The sequence below is a fragment of the Sphingopyxis sp. GW821-FHT12C06 genome (assembly GCF_058807415.1).
In genome coordinates this window covers 313,127-331,949 of sequence record NZ_JBXAQR010000004.1, presented here as the reverse complement: position 1 = coordinate 331,949, position 18,823 = coordinate 313,127, and the positions used below count along the sequence as shown (strand labels likewise).

Sequence of the window (18,823 nt, the reverse complement as noted above, 5' to 3'; positions counted from 1 at the left end):
GGGGCAAATGGATATTGGCAGTTCGCACTGCCCGTCTCTGGCCGCTTGCATCGAGCAAGCGGCACTTGAGAACCGCTGGACAACAGGATCAAATCCCGCCGTCCGCCCTCTTCGATGCGACGTGGGCGAGCGAACCCAGCTTCGGCCCCTCAATCTGTTTTGGCGCAATCGGCGTCAGGGCCGCACCGGGGGCGATCGCGGTCAGCGACCGGATGCGCGCCCGGAAAGCCGCCAGATCCTTGCCCTCCAGCGCCGCGCGGGTGACGAAGGTCACCGACGCGGGGTTCACCGCATGGCCGTTGCGATAGAGTTCGTAGTGAAGATGCGGCCCGGTCGAGAGCCCCGTCGAACCAATATAGCCGATGACCTGCCCGCGGCTGACGCGTTGCCCCGGGCGCACCGCGATGCGGCTCATATGACCATAGCCGGTGCCCAGACCATTGCCGTGGTTGAGCTTTACATAATTGCCGAATCCGCCGTGACGCCCGGCGATCGTCACCACGCCATCGGTCACCGCATAGATGGGCGAACCATAACCGCCGCCGAAATCCATCCCACTGTGCATGCGGCGATACCCCAGGATCGGGTGGCGCCGCATACCGAAGGTCGAGGTGACACGCCCGTTGCTCGGCCGCGCCATACCGCCGCGCTGCTCGCCGACGCCCGATGCCTCGAACCACTGGCTGCGGCCGTCCTTCTGCCATTCGAGCATCGACAATTTGGTCTGCCCACCGCGAATCAGGCCGGCATAAAGCAGTTTGCCCGTTTCGCTCTCGCCGGTTTCGGCGCGGCGATGATCGACGATGATGTCATATTCGTCTTGCGCGCGGATATCGCGACCGACCGAAATCTGCTGACCGATAATGCGCAGATAGGACTGGATCGCCTGCGGCGGCGCCCCGGCGGCGCGTGCCGAGCGATACAGGCTGTCGCCGACGCGACCGCGAATCCGCAGCGGCGTCGCATCGACCGCGATCGGGATGCGCCGCATCACCAGTCGCCCGTCCACTCGCTCCATCTCTATCCGCAAGTCGAAGCGCGCGCGCATCGCCAGCGCGTCGACCGGGCGCGGCATCGTACGCGCAGGCCGGCGGCCAAGGATCAGGTCGATGCGCGTTCCGGGTGCGATATCGGCAAGCGGCACCGCCCCCGACACTTGCACCGCCAGTGCCTGCGCTTCGGTTCCGCCGACCCCCGAACGTTCGAGCAGGCGCGCGAAACTGTCCCCACTGCCCAGCGTGGCGGTGAGTTCGATCTGCGGCCGTTCGGGGGTCTGGGTGAGCGGACGCACCGCGTCGGTCGCCGCCATGTGCCGCCCGGTGTCGCCGCCGAGCGCCAGCGGCACGATCATCTGCGCGCGCGCTTCGTTGAAGTCGGCCGTGTCGAGTGCGGGCGCGCCGCCGACTTCGATCGGCTGGATGCCCGGAAAGGTCGCGATCGCCGTTCCGCAGAGCAGGGTTAATGTCGCCAGCCCCCGCCACCAGGTCGCCGACCCGATATGATCGCCAAGGTCGGGAACGAGATCGAGCTGCGCCAGCCGCTCGCGCCACACCGGCCCGGGTTCCGCGCCAGCGCCAGCGCCAGCGCGACCCAGCGGAATCGCCTGCGACATGGCGAGCGCGGCCGTATTGCCGGACATTCCCGCAATGGGTTCGTGACGCTGGAACAAAAAGTGCGACCCCCATTCGACGACCAACCCCCTCGCGAGCGCCGCCGATGATGTTTCCGTGGCAATCTCTGTAAACAAAGGCCGTTAAAGTCAATTTAACGCGCCCCAAGGGATTTGGCCTTGCGGCAAGCCGTGTCGGCGTCGGGCCATGACGTGCCCGGTGGCCAGAAAATTCGCATTTCCGCCGCCATTGGGCGATCCCCTGTTGCGCGCCGCCGCCGGCCATGCCAGCGTAGCGGGCAAGACAATGCCACCTCCCTCATCCCATCCGGTCAAGGCTGTCCTTGGCCCCACGAACACCGGCAAAACCCATTTGGCGGTCGAGCGTCTGACCGCTCACAGCAGCGGCATGATCGGCTTTCCGCTGCGCCTGCTGGCGCGCGAAATTTACGACCGTGTCGTCGCGATCAAAGGCCCGGCCGAGGTCGCACTCATCACCGGCGAAGAACGCATCATGCCGGCGCAGGCGCGCTATCTGCTCGGCACGATGGAAGCGTTGCCGATCGAACGCGACGTCGCTTTCGTCGGCATCGACGAGGCACAATTGGGCGCCGACCCCGAACGCGGCCATGTCTTCACCGACCGGCTGCTGCGCGCGCGCGGCCGCGAGGAAACGATGATCCTCGGCTCCGCCAGCATCAAGGGACTGGTGCGCAAACTGGTGCCAGAGGCCGACATCGTCACCCGCCCGCGCTTTTCGACCCTGAGCTATGCGGGGTCTTCGAAGCTGTCTCGGCTCCCCAAACGCTCCGCCATCGTCGCCTTTTCGGCCGAGGAAGTTTACGCGATCGCCGAAATGCTGCGCCGCTTCTCGGGCGGCGCAGCGGTGGTGATGGGGGCGCTCAGCCCAAAGACGCGCAATTCGCAGGTTGCAATGTTCGAGGCAGGCGAGGTCGACTATCTCGTCGCCACCGACGCGATCGGCATGGGACTCAACCTCGACGTCCAGCATGTCGCCTTCGCGAGCCTGCAGAAATTCGACGGGCGGCGGCTGCGGCGGTTGACCATTTCGGAAATGGCACAGATCGCCGGGCGTGCCGGGCGGCATCAGCAGGACGGCAGCTTCGGCACCGTCGGCCTGCCGCAGGGCGGCTTCACGCCTGAGGAAATTGCCGCGATCGAGGGGCATCATTTCCCGCCGCTCGCCAGCCTGTTCTGGCGCAATCCGACCCCGGGCTTCGGCTCGCTCGACCAATTGCTGTCCGACCTCGCCCGGCCTCCGACCGATCCCGTGCTGCGCCCGGCGCCCGAGGCGGTCGACATCGCCGTGCTCAAACATCTGGCGGGCGACCTCGAAGTCCGCGCGCGCGGTGGCGATTTCGACGCTGTCCAGCGTCTCTGGGACGTGTGCGGCCTTCCCGATTTCGAACAATTGGGCGCCGAACATCACAGCCGCACCGTGCTGAAGCTGTGGCAATGGCGCACCAACGGCGACGGGATGATCGATCCCGACTGGTATGCGCGCAAACTCGCGAGGCTGAACGACGTCGAGGGCGATATCGACCAGCTCGCGAGCCGCATCGCCGCGGTCCGCACGCTCTGCTTCATCGCCCAGCGCGGCGACTGGATCGCGGGCGCTGCGGGCTGGACCGAGCAGACGCAGGATCTCGAATCGCGGCTGTCCGACGCATTGCACGCCGCGCTCGCACAGCGCTTCGTTGACCGCCGCCTCGCGCTGCTGCTTCGCGATGCCGGGCAACGCCACGCCGCGCTGCCGGTCGCGGTCGCCGCCGACGGCACCGTTGCGGTCGATGGCGAACCGATCGGAACGCTCAAGGGCTTTCAGTTCAAGGTCGACCCGGTGGCGCGCGCGAGCGATCACAAGATGCTGCTCGCCGCCGCCGAAAAGCATCTGCGCGCCGAACTCGCGCGGCGCGCGACGGCGTTGGCGGAAGGCGACGGCAATGCGCTGGCGCTGGTCAGCGACGCCGGCGCGACGCCGCGCCTCGCGTGGCACGGCCATGTTGTGGCGTCGCTCGGCCGTGGACCTACGCTGGTCCAACCGGCGATCCTGATCGACCCGTCGCTGCGCCGGCTCGAACCCCAGCAGGTGCAGGCGATTGCCGAACGATTGCAGCAATTTGTCGCACAGCAGCTCGCTCGCCACGCCGGACCGCTCGCCGCGATGGGCGAAGCGGCAGGCGATCTTTTCACCCCGCCGCGCGTCCGCGCACTGCTCGCCGCGCTGGTCGATGGCAGCGGGCTCGTCGCGCGCGCCGCGGTCGAAGAACAGCTCGCGGCGATGGCGGTCGAAGAACGTCCGCAGCTTCGCAAGCTTGGACTCACCATAGGCTCGCTCGACATCTTCCACCCGCAGTTGCTCAAACCCGAAGCGGTGCGCTGGCGCGCCGCGCTGATCGCGGCACAGCAAGGCGGCACGATCGCTGCGCTGCCACCGCACGGCGCGGTGTGGCAAAAGGAGGGCGCGGGAATCGCCCTCGGCATCGCGGGGTTCCGCCGCTGCGGCGCCGGATGGCTGCGTATCGACATGGCGGAGAAACTGGCGCGCCAGGCGCACGCCGCGCGGTTGCAGGCGGCCGCCCCGCCGTCCGCTCCGATAGCCGGCGCCGACCCGCATCATGACCATGAGTCGGACCTGCCGGAAGAAAGCGAAGACGGCCTCCCCGTCGCCGCTCCGCCGGGCTTTGCGATCGATCCCGCGCTCGCGACCTCGCTCGGCCTCGACACCGAGGCGCGCCGCTCACTGCTGCAGAGCTTCGGCTTCCGCACCATCGGCGAACCCGCGCTCGAACGCTGGCGCTGGTCGGGACTCAAGAGCGCCGAGAAGCGCCCGCGCCGCAAACACGCCCATAAAAATGGCGGAAATGCCAAGGCAGGAACGCCCGGCGTCCATAGCCATGCGGTGCGGCCGCCCGTAAAGCGGGGCAAAGGATCGGGACCCAAATCGGACCGGCCTGTACCACGCCCGCCGGAACGCGACCGCCCGCCGCGCCGTGGCCCGTCGCCGAACAGTCCGTTCGCCGGGCTTGCCGCGCTCCTCGCGGGCGCGCGCGAGGATTAATGGCCAGCCCGGGCGCCGCGGGAAGCATCCGGCTCGACAAGCTGCTCTGGTATCTGCGTTTCGCGCGCTCGCGCGGCATCGCCCAGGCGATCGTCGCCGCGGGGCATATCCGCCTCGACGGACGACGCGTCACGCGCTCGTCGTGCGCGGTCCATGTCGGACAGACGCTCGTGCTGCCGGTCGGCGAACATATCGAGGTGGTGCGCCTGCTCGCGCTGCCAATGCGCCGCGGCCCGCCCGGCGAAGCGCAGGCATGCTACGCCCGTCTTGACGCGAACGCTCCCGCTACTGTCACTTCCGCTATCAGCAGCCCAGAAAATGCTGTGCCGCAAAAGCGTGGGCAGCATCCTATGCATTGAGAGTGATTCGCAACTGTCGCTAAGCGTTGACGCGTCGCCGCCGCGCGGCATAGGAGGCGAAGAATCGCAATTTCGGGTGGCCTGGGGGCCGCCAACCAAGGGAGCCTATACCCATGACCTATGTCGTCACCGATGCCTGTGTCCGGTGCAAATATATGGATTGTGTCGAGGTTTGCCCCGTCGACTGTTTCTATGAGGGCGAGAATATGCTCGTCATCAATCCCAACGAATGCATCGATTGCGGCGTTTGCGAGCCCGAGTGCCCGGCCGAGGCAATTTTGCCCGACACCGAAAGCGGTCTCGAGAAATGGCTGGAAGTGAACACCAAGTTCAGCGCCGAATGGCCGAACATCACGGTGAAAAAGGACAGCCCCGCCGACGCCGACGAATATAAGGGCGTCGAGAACAAGTTCGAGACGCTGTTCTCGCCCGAACCTGGCGAGGGCGACTGATACAAAATGGGGCGGGACTTTCCCGCCCCTTCTTTTTTGCCCCCTTGAAACCGTTCCGGTTGGCGACGATGTAGGATGGCGGAGGGGCCAGCCAGCCGGTTCTCGGCGCGGCGCTCCAATAATGAAGGACGAATACCCGATGATCGATCCGCTGAGTGCGCTGGTACCCGTAGTCGTCGAACAGACGAGCCGCGGCGAACGCAGCTTTGACATTTTCTCCCGCCTGCTGCGCGAGCGGATCATCTTTGTCACCGGCGAGGTCGAGGACCAGATGGCCTCGCTGATCACCGCCCAGCTGCTGTTCCTCGAATCGGAGAATCCGAAGAAGGACATCTGGATGTACATCAACTCGCCGGGCGGAGTCGTCACCGCGGGCATGGCGATTCACGACACGATGCAATATATTCGTCCGCGCGTCGGCACGGTGTGCATCGGCCAGGCAGCGTCGATGGGCAGCTTCCTGCTCGCCGCAGGCGAACCCGGCATGCGCGTCGCATTGACCAACGCGCGCGTGATGGTGCACCAGCCCTCGGGCGGCGCGCGCGGCATGGCGTCGGACATCGAAATCCAGGCGCGCGAGATTCTCCGCATCCGCAAGCGGATGAACGATCTCTATGTCAAATATACCGGCAAGTCGCTGAAAGAGATTGAAAAGGCGATGGACCGCGACACCTTCCTCGAGGCCGACGAAGCCAAGGAATTCGGCATCGTCGACCAGGTCTATGACCGCCGCCCGGCAGCGACCGATGGCGATGCCCCCAAGGACGTCAGCGAAGGCCCGACGCCCTGATATTTCTGCCCGGCAAGGGGACGGCAATCGCGTTTCTTGACGCCATATTTACCGTCCTCTGCCAGGCAGACATTGTCCCCGTGTCACCCAATTGCCATATTGTAATTGGGTGACCGCGGGCTAGGATGAACGCGGCAGCGCCCTTTTGGCGCCCGCCAGAGGAATATATATGACGAAACTAAGCGGCTCGGACAGCAAGAGCACCCTTTACTGCTCCTTCTGCGGCAAGTCGCAGCACGAAGTCCGCAAGCTGATTGCCGGGCCGACCGTGTTCATCTGTGACGAATGCGTTGAACTGTGCAACGACATCATCCGCGAAGAGATCAAGGGCGGAATCGCCGCACGCAAGGATGGCGCGGTGCCCACGCCGCTGGAGATCTGCCAGCATCTCGACGCCTATGTGATCGGCCAGAATGTCGCCAAGCGCGTGCTGTCGGTCGCGGTGCACAATCACTACAAGCGCCTCGCCAACAGCGGCCGCGGTGATGACGTCGAACTGGCGAAATCGAACATCCTGCTCGTCGGCCCGACCGGCAGCGGCAAGACCCTGCTCGCGCAGACGCTCGCGCGCTTCCTCGACGTGCCCTTCACCATGGCCGACGCAACGACGCTGACCGAAGCCGGCTATGTCGGCGAGGATGTCGAGAATATCATTCTCAAGCTGCTGCAATCGTCCGACTATAATGTCGAAAAGGCGCAGCGCGGCATCGTCTATATCGACGAAATCGACAAGATCAGCCGCAAGGCCGAAAATCCGTCGATCACCCGCGACGTGTCGGGCGAAGGCGTGCAGCAGGCGCTGCTCAAGCTGATGGAAGGCACGACCGCGAGCGTTCCGCCGCAGGGCGGGCGCAAGCATCCGCAGCAGGAATTCCTCCAGGTCGACACGACGAACATCCTGTTCATCGCGGGCGGTGCATTCAGCGGCCTCGAAAAGATCATCGGCGACCGCCTGCAGGGCAAATCGATCGGCTTCGGCGCGCATGTCGCCGGCCCCGACGAGCGCCGCATGGGCGAAGTGCTGAAGAATATTGAGCCCGAAGATCTGCTGAAATTCGGCCTGATCCCGGAATTCGTCGGCCGCCTGCCGGTCATCGCGACGCTCGAGGATCTCGACATCGACGCGCTGGTCAAGATTTTGGGCGAGCCGAAGAACGCGCTGGTGAAGCAGTATCGCAAGCTGTTCGATCTCGAAGAGGTCGTGCTGACCTTCACCGACGATGCGCTGGTCGCGGTCGCCAAAAAGGCGATCGAACGCAAAACCGGCGCGCGCGGACTGCGCTCGATCGTCGAAGCGATCCTGCTCGACACCATGTTCGACCTGCCCGACCTCACCGATGTCGTCGAGATCGTCGTCGACAAGGATGTCGTCGAAGGCCGCAAGGATCCGGTGCGCGTTTACGCCGACAAGGCGAAGGAAGCGGCCGGCGACGCCGCCTGAATCGAGTCGCGCCAGCGGCGCGGCTCCTTTCATTATGTTGCATTGCAGCAACAGTTGCGGGAAAAAACGCATCGTGGCCTGTGGATAACTCCCGGGCCGCGACGCAAATTCGCGCTTTCCCGGCGCCTGGCTGACTGCACGCCCCCTCGCGGCTTGCACTGTCACATTTGCTGTCACAATCGTGCCACATGCGGGCGTCAGGGGCGCTCGCAGGTCAAGCGCGCCCCATTTGCCGCGCCTGCCAGACGCTAAAAATAGGGGACATCCTGACATGAAACTTCGTTATTCGATCGCCGCTAGCCTGATGGCTATCAGCGTCGCGACCGTCATCGCGGCACCAGCCCAGGCACAGCAGATCACCACCGGCATCCAGGGCCAGGTCAAGGACGACAGCGGCGCCGCAATCGGCGGCGCGACCGTCGTCGTCACCGACACCCGCACGGGCGCTGCGCGCACCATCACCACGGGCACCGACGGCCGCTTCACGACGACCGGCCTCACCACGGGAGGTCCGTACACGATCGCCGTCAACGCCGACAGCTTTGAAGGTCAGACGATCCAGGACGTCTATACCTCGCTGCAGGGCAACACCGAACTCACCTTCGCGCTTGCATCAGGCGGCGGCGAAATCGTCGTCACCGGTTCGCGCGTCAAGGTCACCCAGCTCGAAGTCGGCCCCGGCACCAGCTTCGCGGGCGAAACCCTCATCGCCGCGCCGTCGTTCAATCGCGACGTCCGCGATATCATCCGCTTCGATCCGCGCGTCAGCCTCGACCGCGACGACGGCGGTTCGGGCCAGGATCGCGTTTCGTGCCTCGGCGGCAATGATCGCGGCAACTCCTTCACCGTCGACGGCATCAGCCAGGGCGATATCTACGGCCTGAACGACACCGGCTTCTCGTCGCGCAGCTCGACCCCGATCCCCTATGATGCGGTTCGCGAAACGCAGGTGCAGTTCGCGCCGTTCGACGTCGACTATGGCCAGTTCACCGGTTGCGCGATCAACGTCGTGACCAAGTCGGGCACCAATGATTATCATTTCGGCGGCTTCTTCGAATATACCGATGCGGGCCTGCGCGGCAAAAACGTCGCCGGGCGCCCGGTCGTCTCGATCAAGCCCGACAAGCGCTGGGGCGGCTATTTCAGCGGCCCGATCATCAAGGACCGCCTGTTCATCTATGGCGCCTATGAGCATCAGGAAGCCGGCCAGTCGCAGGACGAAGGCCCCAATGGCGGGGACTTCACCACCGAAACGCCCGGCGTTTCCGTGGCGCAGTTCAACGAGATCACCCAGGTCTTGCGCGACGTTTACAAGATCGATTCGGGTCCGCTCGTGACCAATCGTCCGTTCACCAACGATCGCTATTTCGTCCGCGCCGACTTGCAGATCAACGACCAGCACCGTCTGGAAGCGACCTATCAGCGGCTGGAAGAAAGCACCGTTCGCGCGGACGATCTGGCGACCACTGGTCAATTTGCCAACACCATCGTCGGCCTGAACACCTTCTACAAGAGCGGCACCAAATCGAACTATTATTCGGGCCGCCTCTATTCGCAGTGGAACGACAACCTCTCGACCGAATTGCGCTATTCGCGTTCGGAAGTACGCGATTTGCAGGATCCGTTCGGCGGCGGCGAAGCCCAGTCGGCCAACCCGATCCCGCGCATCGTCGTCGGCATCCGCAACGCCGTCGGCACCCCTGATGGCGCGGTGGAAGTCGGCCCCGGCTTCTCGCGTTCGGCCAACGACCTGCGAACCACCGTCGATCAATATCGTGCGGTGGCCAAACTCGATGCCGGCAACCACAAGTTCAAGATCGGGTTCGAGTGGAACCATGCGAACCTGTTCAACCTGTTCGTTCAGAATGCGACCAGTACGCTGAACTTCCGCAGCATCGCCGACCTGCGCGCCGGCCTGCTGTCGCCGGGCACCGGCAACAACAACACGACCAACACGCCGAGCAACGTCGTCAGCGGCGCGGTCGAGGGCGCCTTCGGCAACTTCTCGTCGACCGGCAACATCAACGACGCTGCCGCAGCCTTCAAACGCGACCTTTATTCGGTCTACGCGCAGGATGATTGGGAAATCACCGACAGCCTGAGCGCCGTGATCGGCGTGCGCGCCGACTGGTACGACGGCGGCGCGCCGAAGCATAATCCGGAATTTTTCCGGCGCTATGGCATGACCAACGCGATCGGTTTCAGCAACCTGCCGCCGGTGGTCCTGCCGCGTCTCGCCATGACATACGACATGAAGGATTTTGCGGTCTTCTCGCGGGCCCAGATTCGCGGCGGCGTCGGCATCTTCTCGGGCGGCGATCCGCTCGTCTGGTTCGGCAATGCATTCCAGAACGACGGTCGCGGTTTCTCGCAGGGCACCAGCCAGTCGGCCAATTGCCCGACCGGACAGATCAGCGTTCTGACCAACGGCCAGTTCACCGGCGTTCCCAAATGTATCGCTGCCGACGGCATCGCCAGTGCAGCGGCGGGGCTGGGCGATACCCAGTCGGTCAATCCGAACATCAAGTCGCCGACCGTGCTCCGCGCGAATATCGGCTTCTCGTCGGAACTGAACTTTGCCGACAGCGGCTTCTTCAGCGGCTGGAACGTCAACCTCGACTATATCTACAGCAAGTTCCGCAACCCCTATACGCTCGTCGATCTGTCGGCGTCGCCGGCTGTGGCAACCTGGCTCACCGCCGGGGGCGGTACGGCCGGACCGGCGATCGGCCTGAACGGTTACACGATCGATGGCCGCCCGATCTACCGGTCGCTTGATCCCAACGTCGTCGGCTGCACGGCCAAGCTCACCGGCCAGAACCCGGGTCCGGTGTACAGCAATGTCAACGCCGTTTGCTTCAACACCCAGCGCGACGACGAGCTCCAGCTGACCAACGGCCCTGGCTACACCAGCCAGATCGCATCGTTCATCCTGTCGAAGAACTTCGACCGCGGCCTGTTCACCGAAAACGGCTCGACCTTCTTCAGCATCGGCTATGCCTATACCGACGCGCACGACCGCCGGAACATGTACAATTCGACCGCAGGGTCGAACTATGACAACACCGCCGCGTTCGATCGTCAGAACCCCGCCGAATCGCGTGGCTTCTTCTCGAGCAAGCATAACATCACCGCACAGCTGAATTTCCGCGAAGAATTCTTCAACGACCTCAGCACCCGCCTTGGGATCAGCTTCGTCGGCCGCTCGGGCCGTCCGTACAGCCTGACCTTCTCGGGCGGTTCGGTGTTCGGCGACAGCGTGTCGGGGTCAGACAATGCGCTGATCTATCTGCCCAAGGGCCTCAATCCGGTCGATCCCAACGTATCGCCCGAATCGACGATCACGGCCGACCAGATGAAGAGCCTGGTCGATTTCACCAACTCGCTCGGCTGCGCCAAGAAATATATCGGTCGCTCGATCCCGCGCAACACCTGCTCGAACGACTGGTTCTTTGATATCGATCTGTCCCTCTCGCAGGAAATCCCGGGTCCGGGCCGCTTGTTCGGCAAGAATGACAAGATCAAGCTCTATGCCACGATGGACAATTTCCTGAACTTCCTCGATCGGGACTGGAACGTCCAGCGTCGCCGCGACTTCGCCGGACGTCAGGATCTTGCCACGGTCAGCAATATCGATGCCCAGGGCCGCTACATCTTCACCAGCGTCAGCGGCGTGGGAACGTTCAATTCTGACAACCAGATCAACGTCAGCTCGTCGGTGTGGCGTCTGAAGGTTGGCGTATCGTACGACTTCTGATCGAACGGCAGTTGCAACAGAAAAGGGCGCGGGAAACAATTCCCGCGCCCTTTTTCATACCCGATGGAAATATATCAGCGGAGCGCCCGTCGCTGACCGGAATCAGTCCGCAGCGATACGCCGCGCAGTCTCTTGCACCAGCGCTATCATGTTGGGCACGCCCTGCGTGCGGTTCGACGATAGCTGGCGCGTGAGCTCAAAGGGCGCGAGCGCACCCGCGACGTCCATGTCCGCCACTTCGGCCGCAGGCTTGTCCTGCACCGCCGAAAGCACCAGCGCGACGATCCCCTTGGTGATCGCGGCATTGCTGTCGGCAAGGAAGTGGAGCGCGCCATCGTCGCGCGGAACGGGATAGACCCAGACGCTCGCCGAACAGCCGCGCACCAATGTGGCGTCGGTCTTGAGCGCGTCGGGCATCGGCTCGAGCGTGCGGCCAAGTTCGATCAGCAGGCGATAACGATCGTCGCCGTCGAGAAAGTCATATTCGTCGAAAATGTCGGAGAGGCTGCGCATGCGATGCGCACTGGCAGAAACCGCGCCGGGGCGAAAGGGGCAAGACGCCCGTCCCCTGCATGGTCATTGCGCGCGGAGTGAAGCAATCCGGGGCGGAGCAAGGCGGCCCCGAATTGCTTCACTGCGCACGCAACAACCGCGGCAAAGGGTCAAAGATCGACCCCTGCGGCAATCGCCTCGAGCTTGCGAAGCCGTTCCTTGAGGTCGGCGATCTCGATCCGCGACCCGGCGTGCGGGACGGCGGGGTCGTGTTGGGCGCTATGCCCCGCGGCGAGTTCCTCGCGCTTCAGCTGGATCCAGTCACGCCAGCCGCGCAGCGCGACCAGGCTCATGATCGTCAGCGCGATCAGCGCGACGGCGGCGGGGACAAGGCTGGTCGCAAGATCGGAAGTGATGGCGGCCATGGTTCGGCTCCTTCTTCGTCACATATCAGGGGACAGAGCGGTCGCGCAGCTTTTCGATTTCTTCATCGAGGCTGGCGGCGCGGTTGTGGTCGGTGGCAATGCGTTCGAGCACCTGGATGCGTTCCTTCAGCGCGCGGATTTCGGCCTGCAGCGCCCTGGTTTCTCCATTGTCCTGAGCGACCAGATAGTCGCCGCCCTTGGGATCGCGGCGGATGCCGTGCTTCGCGCGGACAATGCTGCCGATCGTCACGATCAGAACGATGCCGACAACCATTTCAAATGGGCCCATGGGGAAGATCCTTTCCGTATGTCTTGTTCTAGTTGAGCGGCGCGTCGCGCAGCTTTTCGATTTCGTCGGCAACGTCGATACCGCGGTCGGTCACGATCCGCTCGAGAACGCGAACCCGCGTTTCCAACCGTTCGGTCTGCGCCGCATATTGGGCGGCTTTCTCGGCGGTCATTTCCGACTGTTTTTCGATCATCTTCTGCTGATGCTTCGACCAGAAGATAAAACCGGCGAGGAGGAAGGGCGCCAGCGGGATCAGGATCCAGATTTCGTCACCCATGATCATATTTCCTTAGTTGGACGGACGCCGCAGCGCCTCGATCTCGTGGCTCAGCCGGCCGGCTTCGTCGGTGACGATGCGCTCGACCACCGCGAGGCGGTCCTTCACCGAACCCAGTTCGGCGCGCAGCTGGGCATTTTCCTGGCTGATCAGCTTGACGCGTTCCATCGCCTCGTCGCTGGTCTTGGGATAGACCGCCTTGCCCCAGCTATTCTCGAGCGGATAGCCGTGCTTGATCCGCAACCAGGTGGTGAATATCCATCCGCCGACACCAAGGACGCCGATGATGGCGATGATCGGTGCGACAGAATTCAGAAATTCGAGATTCATTATATTGTCCCTCTCAGCGCAGCCGGTCGATCTGGCCGGCGAGTTGCGCCGCTTGGCCGTGGGTGTCAGTAACGATGCGTTCGAGTACCGAAATCCGATCCTCCAGCCGGCCGATTTTGTCTGCCAGCTTGGCATTGTCGTCGGTCAGCAGCGCGATTTTTCGATCAGCGTCGGCGTCGGTTCGATGAACCGTGCCGCCCCATTCATTTTCGACCGGATAACCATGCTTTGCGCGGATCCATGTCGTGAACATCCAGCCGCCGATCGACAGTGCGATGATCGCGATCACAAAGGTAGGACCACCCCAGCTCATCTTCTTTCTCCCTGTTGCCCTTCAACCGTCCTCGGTCCGTCGGCGCCCGATTACCGAAGCGCGTCGATTTCGTCGGCGAGGCGGCGGTTGTGGCTGGTGTAATATTGTTCGATGTCGGCGAGCCGGCGGTCGATGTCGCGGAAGCGCGACTTGATGTCGCGGGTCGACGCGGTCGGGTTCGATCGCACACCCTGCCAGAATTTCGCTTCCTCGTTCGATCCGTAAAGGGCGAACGGCTTGGGCGTGGCCATCCAGGCGACAATCACATAAGCGATCAGCGTCCAGGGGAAACCGCCCATCAGGGTGAGGAGGACGGCGCCGACGCGGACCCAGAGGACATCGACACCACTATAGTCCGCGATTCCCGAGCACACGCCGCGCCATTTGGCGTTTTGTTTGTCGAGGTAGAATTTTGTGCGGCTGGCAGACATCTCAGTTCCTCCTGGTCGTATTTTCAAGTCGCGCCAGGTCTTCATCGCTACGCACCGCGGGGCGGAAGTCGGGATGGTCGGCGCTGATGATGCGTTCGACAGTATGTAGACGATTCTCGAGCCGGCGAGCCGTATCGTAAAGTTCGTCGAGCAGCTGTTCATCTTCTCCGGTCAGCGTCTTGGCCTGTTTCCACTTGGTGATGTAGTGGAGGATCAGCCAGGGCAGACCGAGGAAGAGTGTCCCGATGACGATCGGGATGATGATGATTTCTTCCATCGGCCCCGTCCCTTACTTCTTGGCCTGCGCAGCTTTCAGCGCGGCGAGTTCGTCGGCGACCTGGTCGGCGGCCTGCAGCTCGGCGATTTCCTCATCGAGCGACTTTTTATAGCCGAGGCCCAGCGCATCGGCGCGGCCTTCGGCCTCATCGACGCGGCGTTCGAGGATCTCGAAGCGCGAGAAGGCATCTTCGACGCGGTCGCCATTGGTCATTTCGCGCAGCTTGTAGCGGTTTTCGGCGCTTTCAAGCCGGGTGACGACGCTCGACTGGCGCGTGCGCGCTTCCGAAAGCTTCTTCTGCAGCTTGGCAATATCGCCTTCATAACCCGCCAGCGTTTCGTCGAGCACCGCGATTTCGGATTTCAGACGCGCGGCCATGTCGCCAGCCTTCTGCTTTTCGACGAGCGCGGCGGTGGCGAGGTCTTCGCGGTCCTTCGACAGCGCGAGTTCGGCCTTTTCCTTCCAGCTGTCCTGCAGGCTTTCCAGCTTGGCGATATGACGGCGCATTTCCTTCTGGTCCGCAATCGTGCGGGCGGCGGAGGCGCGAACTTCGACAAGCGTTTCGTTCATCTCGAAGATGATCTGACGGATCATCTTCTCCGGGTCTTCGGCCCGATCAAGCAGGTCGGTGACATTGGCGGCGATGATGTCGCGGGTTCGTGAAAAAATACCCATTTGAAAACTCCTGTCGAAAATCTTGAGACCTGTTGTCTGTTATTGAAAGGCTGGTGCCGGGGCGGGGCAAGGGGGGAGAGAGCCCCGGCACCAGTTCCGGTCAGGCCAAGGGACTGACCGCCGGGGAGGTGGCAGCATCGACCAGCGTAGCGGCGGGCGCGCCGGTGAGGCTGGTGGCGATTTGCGGCTGCTCGATCACGCCGACGAGGATGGCCAGCGCTCCCGCCGCGCTGAGCGCGAAACTGGTGGCCTGGGCAAACATCACTGACATGGTCGAACCTTCCTCTGCTGCGCCGGCACGGTGTGCGCCGGTTCGACGAATACTATGCAGGAGCTGTGCCAATTGCCAAGCAGCCCGGAAAAGCGCCAATTGGGAGCGATGAACAAGCCCTCAGCCGCATTTCTCTTGCCAATCAGCGGGAAAATTTGCCAATGATTGGGAATGGAGCGCGAAACGCAATTTATCGGCCAGTCGGCCACCTTCCAGGACGCGGTCGACCGCGCCAGTCAGGCCGCGGCGCTCGATCGTCCGGTGCTGGTGATCGGCGAACGCGGGACGGGCAAGGAATTGATCGCCGAGCGCCTCCATCGCCTGTCGACGCGCTGGGACCGCCCCTATGTCATCCTGAATTGCGCAGCGATGCCCGAGACGTTGATCGAATCGGAATTGTTCGGCCACGAAGCCGGCGCCTTTACCGGCGCGACGCGTACCCGCGCCGGCCGCTTCGAAGAAGCCGACGGCGGCACGCTGTTTCTCGACGAGCTCGCCACCATGTCGATGGGCGCACAGGAACGCCTGCTGCGCGCGGTCGAATATGGCGAGGTGACGCGCGTTGGCTCCTCACGCCCGATTCGCGTCGACGTCCGCATTGTCGCCGCGACCAACGAACATCTGCCCGCACTGGTCGACGCCAACCGCTTTCGCGCCGACTTGCTCGATCGCCTCTCGTTCGAAGTGATCACCCTGCCCCCGCTGCGCGCGCGCGAAGGCGACATCGAAGTGCTCGCCACCTATTTCGGCCAGCGCATGGCGGCAGTGCTCGGCTGGGACGAATGGCCGGGCTTTGGCCCGCGCGCGCTCGCGGCGATGGAGGGCCATGACTGGCCGGGCAATGTCCGCGAACTCCGGAACGTCATCGAACGCGCCATCTATCGCTGGGCCGACCCCGAACGGCCAGTCGACGCACTGAGCTTCGACCCTTTCGAAAGCCCGTGGCGCCCCGCTGCGCGCACCCCTCTGCCCAAAGTGGAAGACAGTGCACCACCGCCCCGGGCACCCGATTCGATCACGAGTCCGGCGGCGCCCCCATCGTCCGGCACCGTCAGCGACCTGCGCGCCGCGGTCGATGCCTATGAACGGCAGATATTGTCCGAGACCATGGCGCGCTGCCGCTTCAACCAGAAGGTCGCGGCCGAGGCATTGGGGTTAAGCTATGACCAGATTCGCCACGCGCTGAAAAAGCACGGGCTGAATCAGTAGTCGTCGCCGTCGCGGGGGCGCAGGACGCGCCTACCGCCCCGGCAACTGCGCATTCAGCGAATCGAGCACGGCATCCTGCGCCGAGGCCATATCGGCCAACCGGTCGCGCAACGCGTAAATATCGGGAAGCCCGTCGATCGCCTCATCGACGCTGCGCTCGATATAGAGGCGGTCGATGTCGGCGAGCGCCCCCGTCAGCGGCGCGCGCGCGGCGGTCAGGCGAGAGATCGCCTGTTGGGCAACGACCCAGCGCTCGCTGCCAACCGGCGCTCCGGCGGCAGCGGAAACTGTTGATGCGGTCGAATTGCGTTCGGCGGCAAAGGCTTGCTGCGCGCTCGCTGCATCCGATTCCCAGCGAGCGAGTCGCCCGGCGAGATCGGCGGGAAGCGGACCCGGCGGCGCCACGACCACTGCGGGCGGCGCAACATCGAATCGCCCTTCGACCGGCCGCTTGGCAAGCGATGGCGCATCGCCTCCCTGTGCGGCGGCACACCCCGACAGCATCGGAGTCGTCGCCAGGATCAGTGGACCCAAAAGAAAAACGCGTTTCATCGCCGTCTCTGATATGGGGGGGCGAGCAAGGCAGCAAGTGCCGAATCGGCGATGCGCGCGATAATCCGCCGCGCAGCGGGCTTTTGGACAAAAAGCACGGGATTTGGCGGTTGACAGCAACGGCATGGCTCGCTAGTGGCGCTGACTTTCCCGCATGCCGGAAAAATCGCCAGCTTCGGCGGGTGACTGGTGCGCGGGTGACTTAGTTTTTTGATTGGATGGAAGACCATGTTCGCAATCGTGCGCACGGGCGGCAAGCAATATCGCGTCGCCGCTGGAGACAAAATCGCCGTCGAGAAGATCGAAGGCGAAGCTGGCGATACCGTGTCGCTGGGCGACATTCTGCTGGCCGGTGACGGCGGCGAAGTGAAGGACGCGAACGGTCTGACCGTTTCGGCCGAGATCATCGCACAGACGCGCGGCGAAAAGGTCATCGTCTTCAAGAAGCGTCGTCGGCACAACTACCGTCGTCGCAACGGCCATCGCCAGTCGCTGACGCTGCTGCGTATCCTCGCTGTCGGTGATGCCAAGAAGGCCGCGCCGAAAAAGGAAGCCGCACCGAAGGCTGAAGCTGCTCCGGCTGCCGAAGCCGCTGCCAAGCCCGCTGCCAAAAAAGCAGCCCCCAAGAAGGAAGCCTGAGCGCGGTAACGCAGCTCGGCCCAGATTTAAGGAGCATCCCTCATGGCACATAAAAAAGCAGGCGGTTCATCGCGCAACGGTCGCGACTCAGCCGGCCGTCGCCTTGGCGTGAAAAAGTTCGGCGGTCAGGAAGTGATCGGCGGCAACATCATTATTCGCCAGCGCGGCACGCGCGTCTATCCGGGCGTCAACGTCGGCATGGGCAAGGATCATACGCTCTTCGCAACCGCCGAAGGCCGCGTCCGATTCCACGACGGCAAGCTTGGCCGTAAATATGTATCGGTCGATATGATGGCCGCTGCCGCCGAATAAGGACGATCGCTGACGGGTCGTCCTGCCAAGGGATGACCCGGAGCTGTCCTTTCCGCCACAAGCGGAAACCAGGTTCGAAAAGAGGGAGACGGGTCACCCCCGGACTCCCTTTTTTCTTGCCTGAAATCCGCACACTAGCGGTCAGGCGTGAAAATCGGGCCTTCCATCTCCCTCCACATCGATTGTCGTCAAAGCGTCACCATCTGGCGCCAGGGCGACAGGCAAATGGGAGTGACAAGATGTTTGCGCGTACCGAAAGACTGTTGCTGCGGCCCGGCTGGCAGGAAGATGCGCCCGCGCTGGCGCAGGCCATCGGCGAGGAAAGCGTTGTCCGCAATCTCGCGACCGCGCCCTGGCCCTATGGCGAGACCGAGGCCCAGGAGTTTCTGGGCAAGCCGATTGATCCGGCGCAGCCGCGCTTCCTGATCTTCGCCCGCACCGGCGGCGCCCCGCGCCTTGTCGGCGGCTGCGGCATTTCGCCGGACCCCGAAGGGGCGCTCGAGATGGGTTACTGGATCGCGCGGCCCTATTGGGGCCTTGGCTTCGCAACCGAGGCAGGGCGCCAGCTCATCCGCATCGCCCGCGCCATGCATATGCCCCGGCTTGCCGCGGGCCATTTCACCGACAATCCGGCGTCGGGCGCGGTGCTGCGCAAGCTCGGCTTTCGCCCTACCGGGCGCATCGCCCAGCGCTACAGCGTCGCGCGAGGCGGCCTGTTCGACTGTGCCTTGTTCGAAGAAGGCGCCGGTGACGCCGATGGCTCTGTCACCCCGATGCGAACCCGCATCGGGGTGGACGAGGATTTTCGTCAGGAACTCCGCCTGATGGCTGCCTGACCTTG

At 63.8% G+C, this 18,823-nt stretch carries 22 protein-coding genes; 10 read left to right on the top strand and 12 right to left on the bottom strand.

What is annotated here, in order from left to right; all coding sequences use genetic code 11:
- Window positions 1-88: 88 nt before the first annotated feature.
- Entirely contained in the window at window positions 89-1,612 is a 1,524-nt protein-coding gene (locus AC1RRJ_RS13855) for a peptidoglycan DD-metalloendopeptidase family protein (protein WP_493123641.1), read from the bottom strand.
- Window positions 1,613-1,916: 304 nt separating this feature from the next.
- On the opposite strand from AC1RRJ_RS13855, the gene AC1RRJ_RS13850 reads away from it, so the two are divergent.
- The 6 genes from AC1RRJ_RS13850 to AC1RRJ_RS13825 all read left to right on the top strand — a co-directional run bounded on the left by AC1RRJ_RS13850 (window position 1,917) and on the right by AC1RRJ_RS13825 (window position 11,490).
- Window positions 1,917-4,691, top strand: a complete 2,775-nt coding sequence (locus AC1RRJ_RS13850) for a helicase-related protein (RefSeq protein ID WP_493124141.1) — start codon at window positions 1,917-1,919, stop codon at window positions 4,689-4,691.
- A complete protein-coding gene (locus AC1RRJ_RS13845) occupies window positions 4,691-5,050 on the top strand; it encodes an RNA-binding S4 domain-containing protein (protein WP_493123639.1) in 360 nt (119 codons plus the stop codon). Before AC1RRJ_RS13850 ends, AC1RRJ_RS13845 begins: the two co-directional genes overlap by 1 nt.
- Window positions 5,051-5,163: 113 nt before the next feature.
- Window positions 5,164-5,502, top strand: a complete 339-nt coding sequence (gene fdxA / locus AC1RRJ_RS13840) for a ferredoxin FdxA (RefSeq protein ID WP_166943107.1) — start codon at window positions 5,164-5,166, stop codon at window positions 5,500-5,502.
- A 139-nt stretch (window positions 5,503-5,641) separates the two neighbouring features.
- A complete protein-coding gene (locus AC1RRJ_RS13835) occupies window positions 5,642-6,292 on the top strand; it encodes an ATP-dependent Clp protease proteolytic subunit (RefSeq protein ID WP_493124139.1) in 651 nt (216 codons plus the stop codon).
- Between the two features lie 169 nt (window positions 6,293-6,461).
- Window positions 6,462-7,733, top strand: a complete 1,272-nt coding sequence (gene clpX / locus AC1RRJ_RS13830; RefSeq protein ID WP_088474052.1) for an ATP-dependent Clp protease ATP-binding subunit ClpX — start codon at window positions 6,462-6,464, stop codon at window positions 7,731-7,733.
- Window positions 7,734-8,004: 271 nt separating this feature from the next.
- A complete protein-coding gene (locus AC1RRJ_RS13825) occupies window positions 8,005-11,490 on the top strand; it encodes a TonB-dependent receptor (RefSeq protein ID WP_493123636.1) in 3,486 nt (1,161 codons plus the stop codon).
- A 102-nt stretch (window positions 11,491-11,592) separates the two neighbouring features.
- Here AC1RRJ_RS13825 and AC1RRJ_RS13820 read toward each other — a convergent pair whose 3' ends face one another.
- From AC1RRJ_RS13820 to AC1RRJ_RS13775, 10 genes are all read right to left on the bottom strand, one after another.
- The gene (locus AC1RRJ_RS13820) at window positions 11,593-12,003 is read right to left on the bottom strand and encodes a SufE family protein (protein WP_493123634.1); all 411 of its coding nucleotides are present in this window, start codon (window positions 12,001-12,003) and stop codon (window positions 11,593-11,595) included.
- A gap of 149 nt (window positions 12,004-12,152) precedes the next feature.
- Window positions 12,153-12,407 (bottom strand): hypothetical protein, encoded by a 255-nt coding sequence (locus AC1RRJ_RS13815; RefSeq protein ID WP_493123632.1) that lies wholly within the window; start codon window positions 12,405-12,407, stop codon window positions 12,153-12,155.
- 25 nt (window positions 12,408-12,432) lie between these two features.
- Window positions 12,433-12,696 (bottom strand): hypothetical protein, encoded by a 264-nt coding sequence (locus AC1RRJ_RS13810; protein WP_493123630.1) that lies wholly within the window; start codon window positions 12,694-12,696, stop codon window positions 12,433-12,435.
- Between the two features lie 28 nt (window positions 12,697-12,724).
- Complete coding sequence (locus AC1RRJ_RS13805; protein WP_493123628.1) at window positions 12,725-12,973, bottom strand: hypothetical protein; 249 nt, start codon at window positions 12,971-12,973, stop codon at window positions 12,725-12,727.
- A gap of 12 nt (window positions 12,974-12,985) precedes the next feature.
- Window positions 12,986-13,303: a hypothetical protein gene (locus tag AC1RRJ_RS13800; protein WP_493123626.1), complete on the bottom strand. Its 318-nt coding sequence runs from the start codon at window positions 13,301-13,303 to the stop codon at window positions 12,986-12,988.
- A gap of 13 nt (window positions 13,304-13,316) precedes the next feature.
- The gene (locus tag AC1RRJ_RS13795; RefSeq protein WP_493123624.1) at window positions 13,317-13,616 is read right to left on the bottom strand and encodes a hypothetical protein; all 300 of its coding nucleotides are present in this window, start codon (window positions 13,614-13,616) and stop codon (window positions 13,317-13,319) included.
- 50 nt (window positions 13,617-13,666) lie between these two features.
- Complete coding sequence (pspC, locus tag AC1RRJ_RS13790; RefSeq protein WP_493123623.1) at window positions 13,667-14,047, bottom strand: envelope stress response membrane protein PspC; 381 nt, start codon at window positions 14,045-14,047, stop codon at window positions 13,667-13,669.
- 1 nt (window position 14,048) lies between these two features.
- Entirely contained in the window at window positions 14,049-14,324 is a 276-nt protein-coding gene (gene pspB, locus AC1RRJ_RS13785; protein WP_493123621.1) for an envelope stress response membrane protein PspB, read from the bottom strand.
- Between the two features lie 12 nt (window positions 14,325-14,336).
- A complete protein-coding gene (gene pspA / locus AC1RRJ_RS13780; RefSeq protein ID WP_493123619.1) occupies window positions 14,337-14,999 on the bottom strand; it encodes a phage shock protein PspA in 663 nt (220 codons plus the stop codon).
- Window positions 15,000-15,099: 100 nt separating this feature from the next.
- Window positions 15,100-15,270, bottom strand: coding sequence for a hypothetical protein (locus tag AC1RRJ_RS13775; RefSeq protein ID WP_493123617.1), 171 nt, complete (start codon window positions 15,268-15,270; stop codon window positions 15,100-15,102).
- A 171-nt stretch (window positions 15,271-15,441) separates the two neighbouring features.
- On the opposite strand from AC1RRJ_RS13775, the gene pspF reads away from it, so the two are divergent.
- A complete protein-coding gene (gene pspF / locus AC1RRJ_RS13770) occupies window positions 15,442-16,479 on the top strand; it encodes a phage shock protein operon transcriptional activator (RefSeq protein ID WP_493123615.1) in 1,038 nt (345 codons plus the stop codon).
- Between the two features lie 30 nt (window positions 16,480-16,509).
- On the opposite strand, the gene AC1RRJ_RS13765 is transcribed toward pspF, so the two are convergent.
- On the bottom strand, window positions 16,510-17,031 hold the full coding sequence (locus AC1RRJ_RS13765) for a hypothetical protein (RefSeq protein WP_493123613.1): 522 nt from the start codon (window positions 17,029-17,031) through the stop codon (window positions 16,510-16,512).
- Window positions 17,032-17,259: 228 nt separating this feature from the next.
- Between AC1RRJ_RS13765 and rplU the strand changes: the two genes are divergently transcribed.
- From rplU to AC1RRJ_RS13750, 3 genes are all read left to right on the top strand, one after another.
- On the top strand, window positions 17,260-17,670 hold the full coding sequence (rplU, locus tag AC1RRJ_RS13760; RefSeq protein WP_493123611.1) for a 50S ribosomal protein L21: 411 nt from the start codon (window positions 17,260-17,262) through the stop codon (window positions 17,668-17,670).
- A 42-nt stretch (window positions 17,671-17,712) separates the two neighbouring features.
- Window positions 17,713-17,982, top strand: a complete 270-nt coding sequence (gene rpmA / locus AC1RRJ_RS13755; protein WP_088474039.1) for a 50S ribosomal protein L27 — start codon at window positions 17,713-17,715, stop codon at window positions 17,980-17,982.
- 239 nt (window positions 17,983-18,221) lie between these two features.
- On the top strand, window positions 18,222-18,818 hold the full coding sequence (locus AC1RRJ_RS13750; RefSeq protein WP_493123609.1) for a GNAT family N-acetyltransferase: 597 nt from the start codon (window positions 18,222-18,224) through the stop codon (window positions 18,816-18,818).
- The last annotated feature ends 5 nt before the right edge of the window (window positions 18,819-18,823 follow it).

Coding starts and splice junctions, on each gene's coding strand:
- pspC (WP_493123623.1), bottom strand. CDS start 14,047: ATGTCTGCCAGCCGCACAAAATTCTACCTCGACAAACAAAACGCCAAA.
- rpmA (WP_088474039.1), top strand. CDS start 17,713: ATGGCACATAAAAAAGCAGGCGGTTCATCGCGCAACGGTCGCGACTCA.
- AC1RRJ_RS13765 (WP_493123613.1), bottom strand. CDS start 17,031: ATGAAACGCGTTTTTCTTTTGGGTCCACTGATCCTGGCGACGACTCCG.
- fdxA (WP_166943107.1), top strand. CDS start 5,164: ATGACCTATGTCGTCACCGATGCCTGTGTCCGGTGCAAATATATGGAT.
- AC1RRJ_RS13820 (WP_493123634.1), bottom strand. CDS start 12,003: ATGCGCAGCCTCTCCGACATTTTCGACGAATATGACTTTCTCGACGGC.
- AC1RRJ_RS13800 (WP_493123626.1), bottom strand. CDS start 13,303: ATGAATCTCGAATTTCTGAATTCTGTCGCACCGATCATCGCCATCATC.
- AC1RRJ_RS13825 (WP_493123636.1), top strand. CDS start 8,005: ATGAAACTTCGTTATTCGATCGCCGCTAGCCTGATGGCTATCAGCGTC.
- AC1RRJ_RS13845 (WP_493123639.1), top strand. CDS start 4,691: ATGGCCAGCCCGGGCGCCGCGGGAAGCATCCGGCTCGACAAGCTGCTC.
- AC1RRJ_RS13750 (WP_493123609.1), top strand. CDS start 18,222: ATGTTTGCGCGTACCGAAAGACTGTTGCTGCGGCCCGGCTGGCAGGAA.
- pspB (WP_493123621.1), bottom strand. CDS start 14,324: ATGGAAGAAATCATCATCATCCCGATCGTCATCGGGACACTCTTCCTC.
- AC1RRJ_RS13795 (WP_493123624.1), bottom strand. CDS start 13,616: ATGAGCTGGGGTGGTCCTACCTTTGTGATCGCGATCATCGCACTGTCG.
- AC1RRJ_RS13855 (WP_493123641.1), bottom strand. CDS start 1,612: ATGTCGCAGGCGATTCCGCTGGGTCGCGCTGGCGCTGGCGCTGGCGCG.
- rplU (WP_493123611.1), top strand. CDS start 17,260: ATGTTCGCAATCGTGCGCACGGGCGGCAAGCAATATCGCGTCGCCGCT.
- AC1RRJ_RS13815 (WP_493123632.1), bottom strand. CDS start 12,407: ATGGCCGCCATCACTTCCGATCTTGCGACCAGCCTTGTCCCCGCCGCC.
- AC1RRJ_RS13775 (WP_493123617.1), bottom strand. CDS start 15,270: ATGTCAGTGATGTTTGCCCAGGCCACCAGTTTCGCGCTCAGCGCGGCG.
- clpX (WP_088474052.1), top strand. CDS start 6,462: ATGACGAAACTAAGCGGCTCGGACAGCAAGAGCACCCTTTACTGCTCC.
- AC1RRJ_RS13850 (WP_493124141.1), top strand. CDS start 1,917: ATGCCACCTCCCTCATCCCATCCGGTCAAGGCTGTCCTTGGCCCCACG.
- pspF (WP_493123615.1), top strand. CDS start 15,442: ATGGAGCGCGAAACGCAATTTATCGGCCAGTCGGCCACCTTCCAGGAC.
- AC1RRJ_RS13810 (WP_493123630.1), bottom strand. CDS start 12,696: ATGGGCCCATTTGAAATGGTTGTCGGCATCGTTCTGATCGTGACGATC.
- pspA (WP_493123619.1), bottom strand. CDS start 14,999: ATGGGTATTTTTTCACGAACCCGCGACATCATCGCCGCCAATGTCACC.
- AC1RRJ_RS13835 (WP_493124139.1), top strand. CDS start 5,642: ATGATCGATCCGCTGAGTGCGCTGGTACCCGTAGTCGTCGAACAGACG.
- AC1RRJ_RS13805 (WP_493123628.1), bottom strand. CDS start 12,973: ATGGGTGACGAAATCTGGATCCTGATCCCGCTGGCGCCCTTCCTCCTC.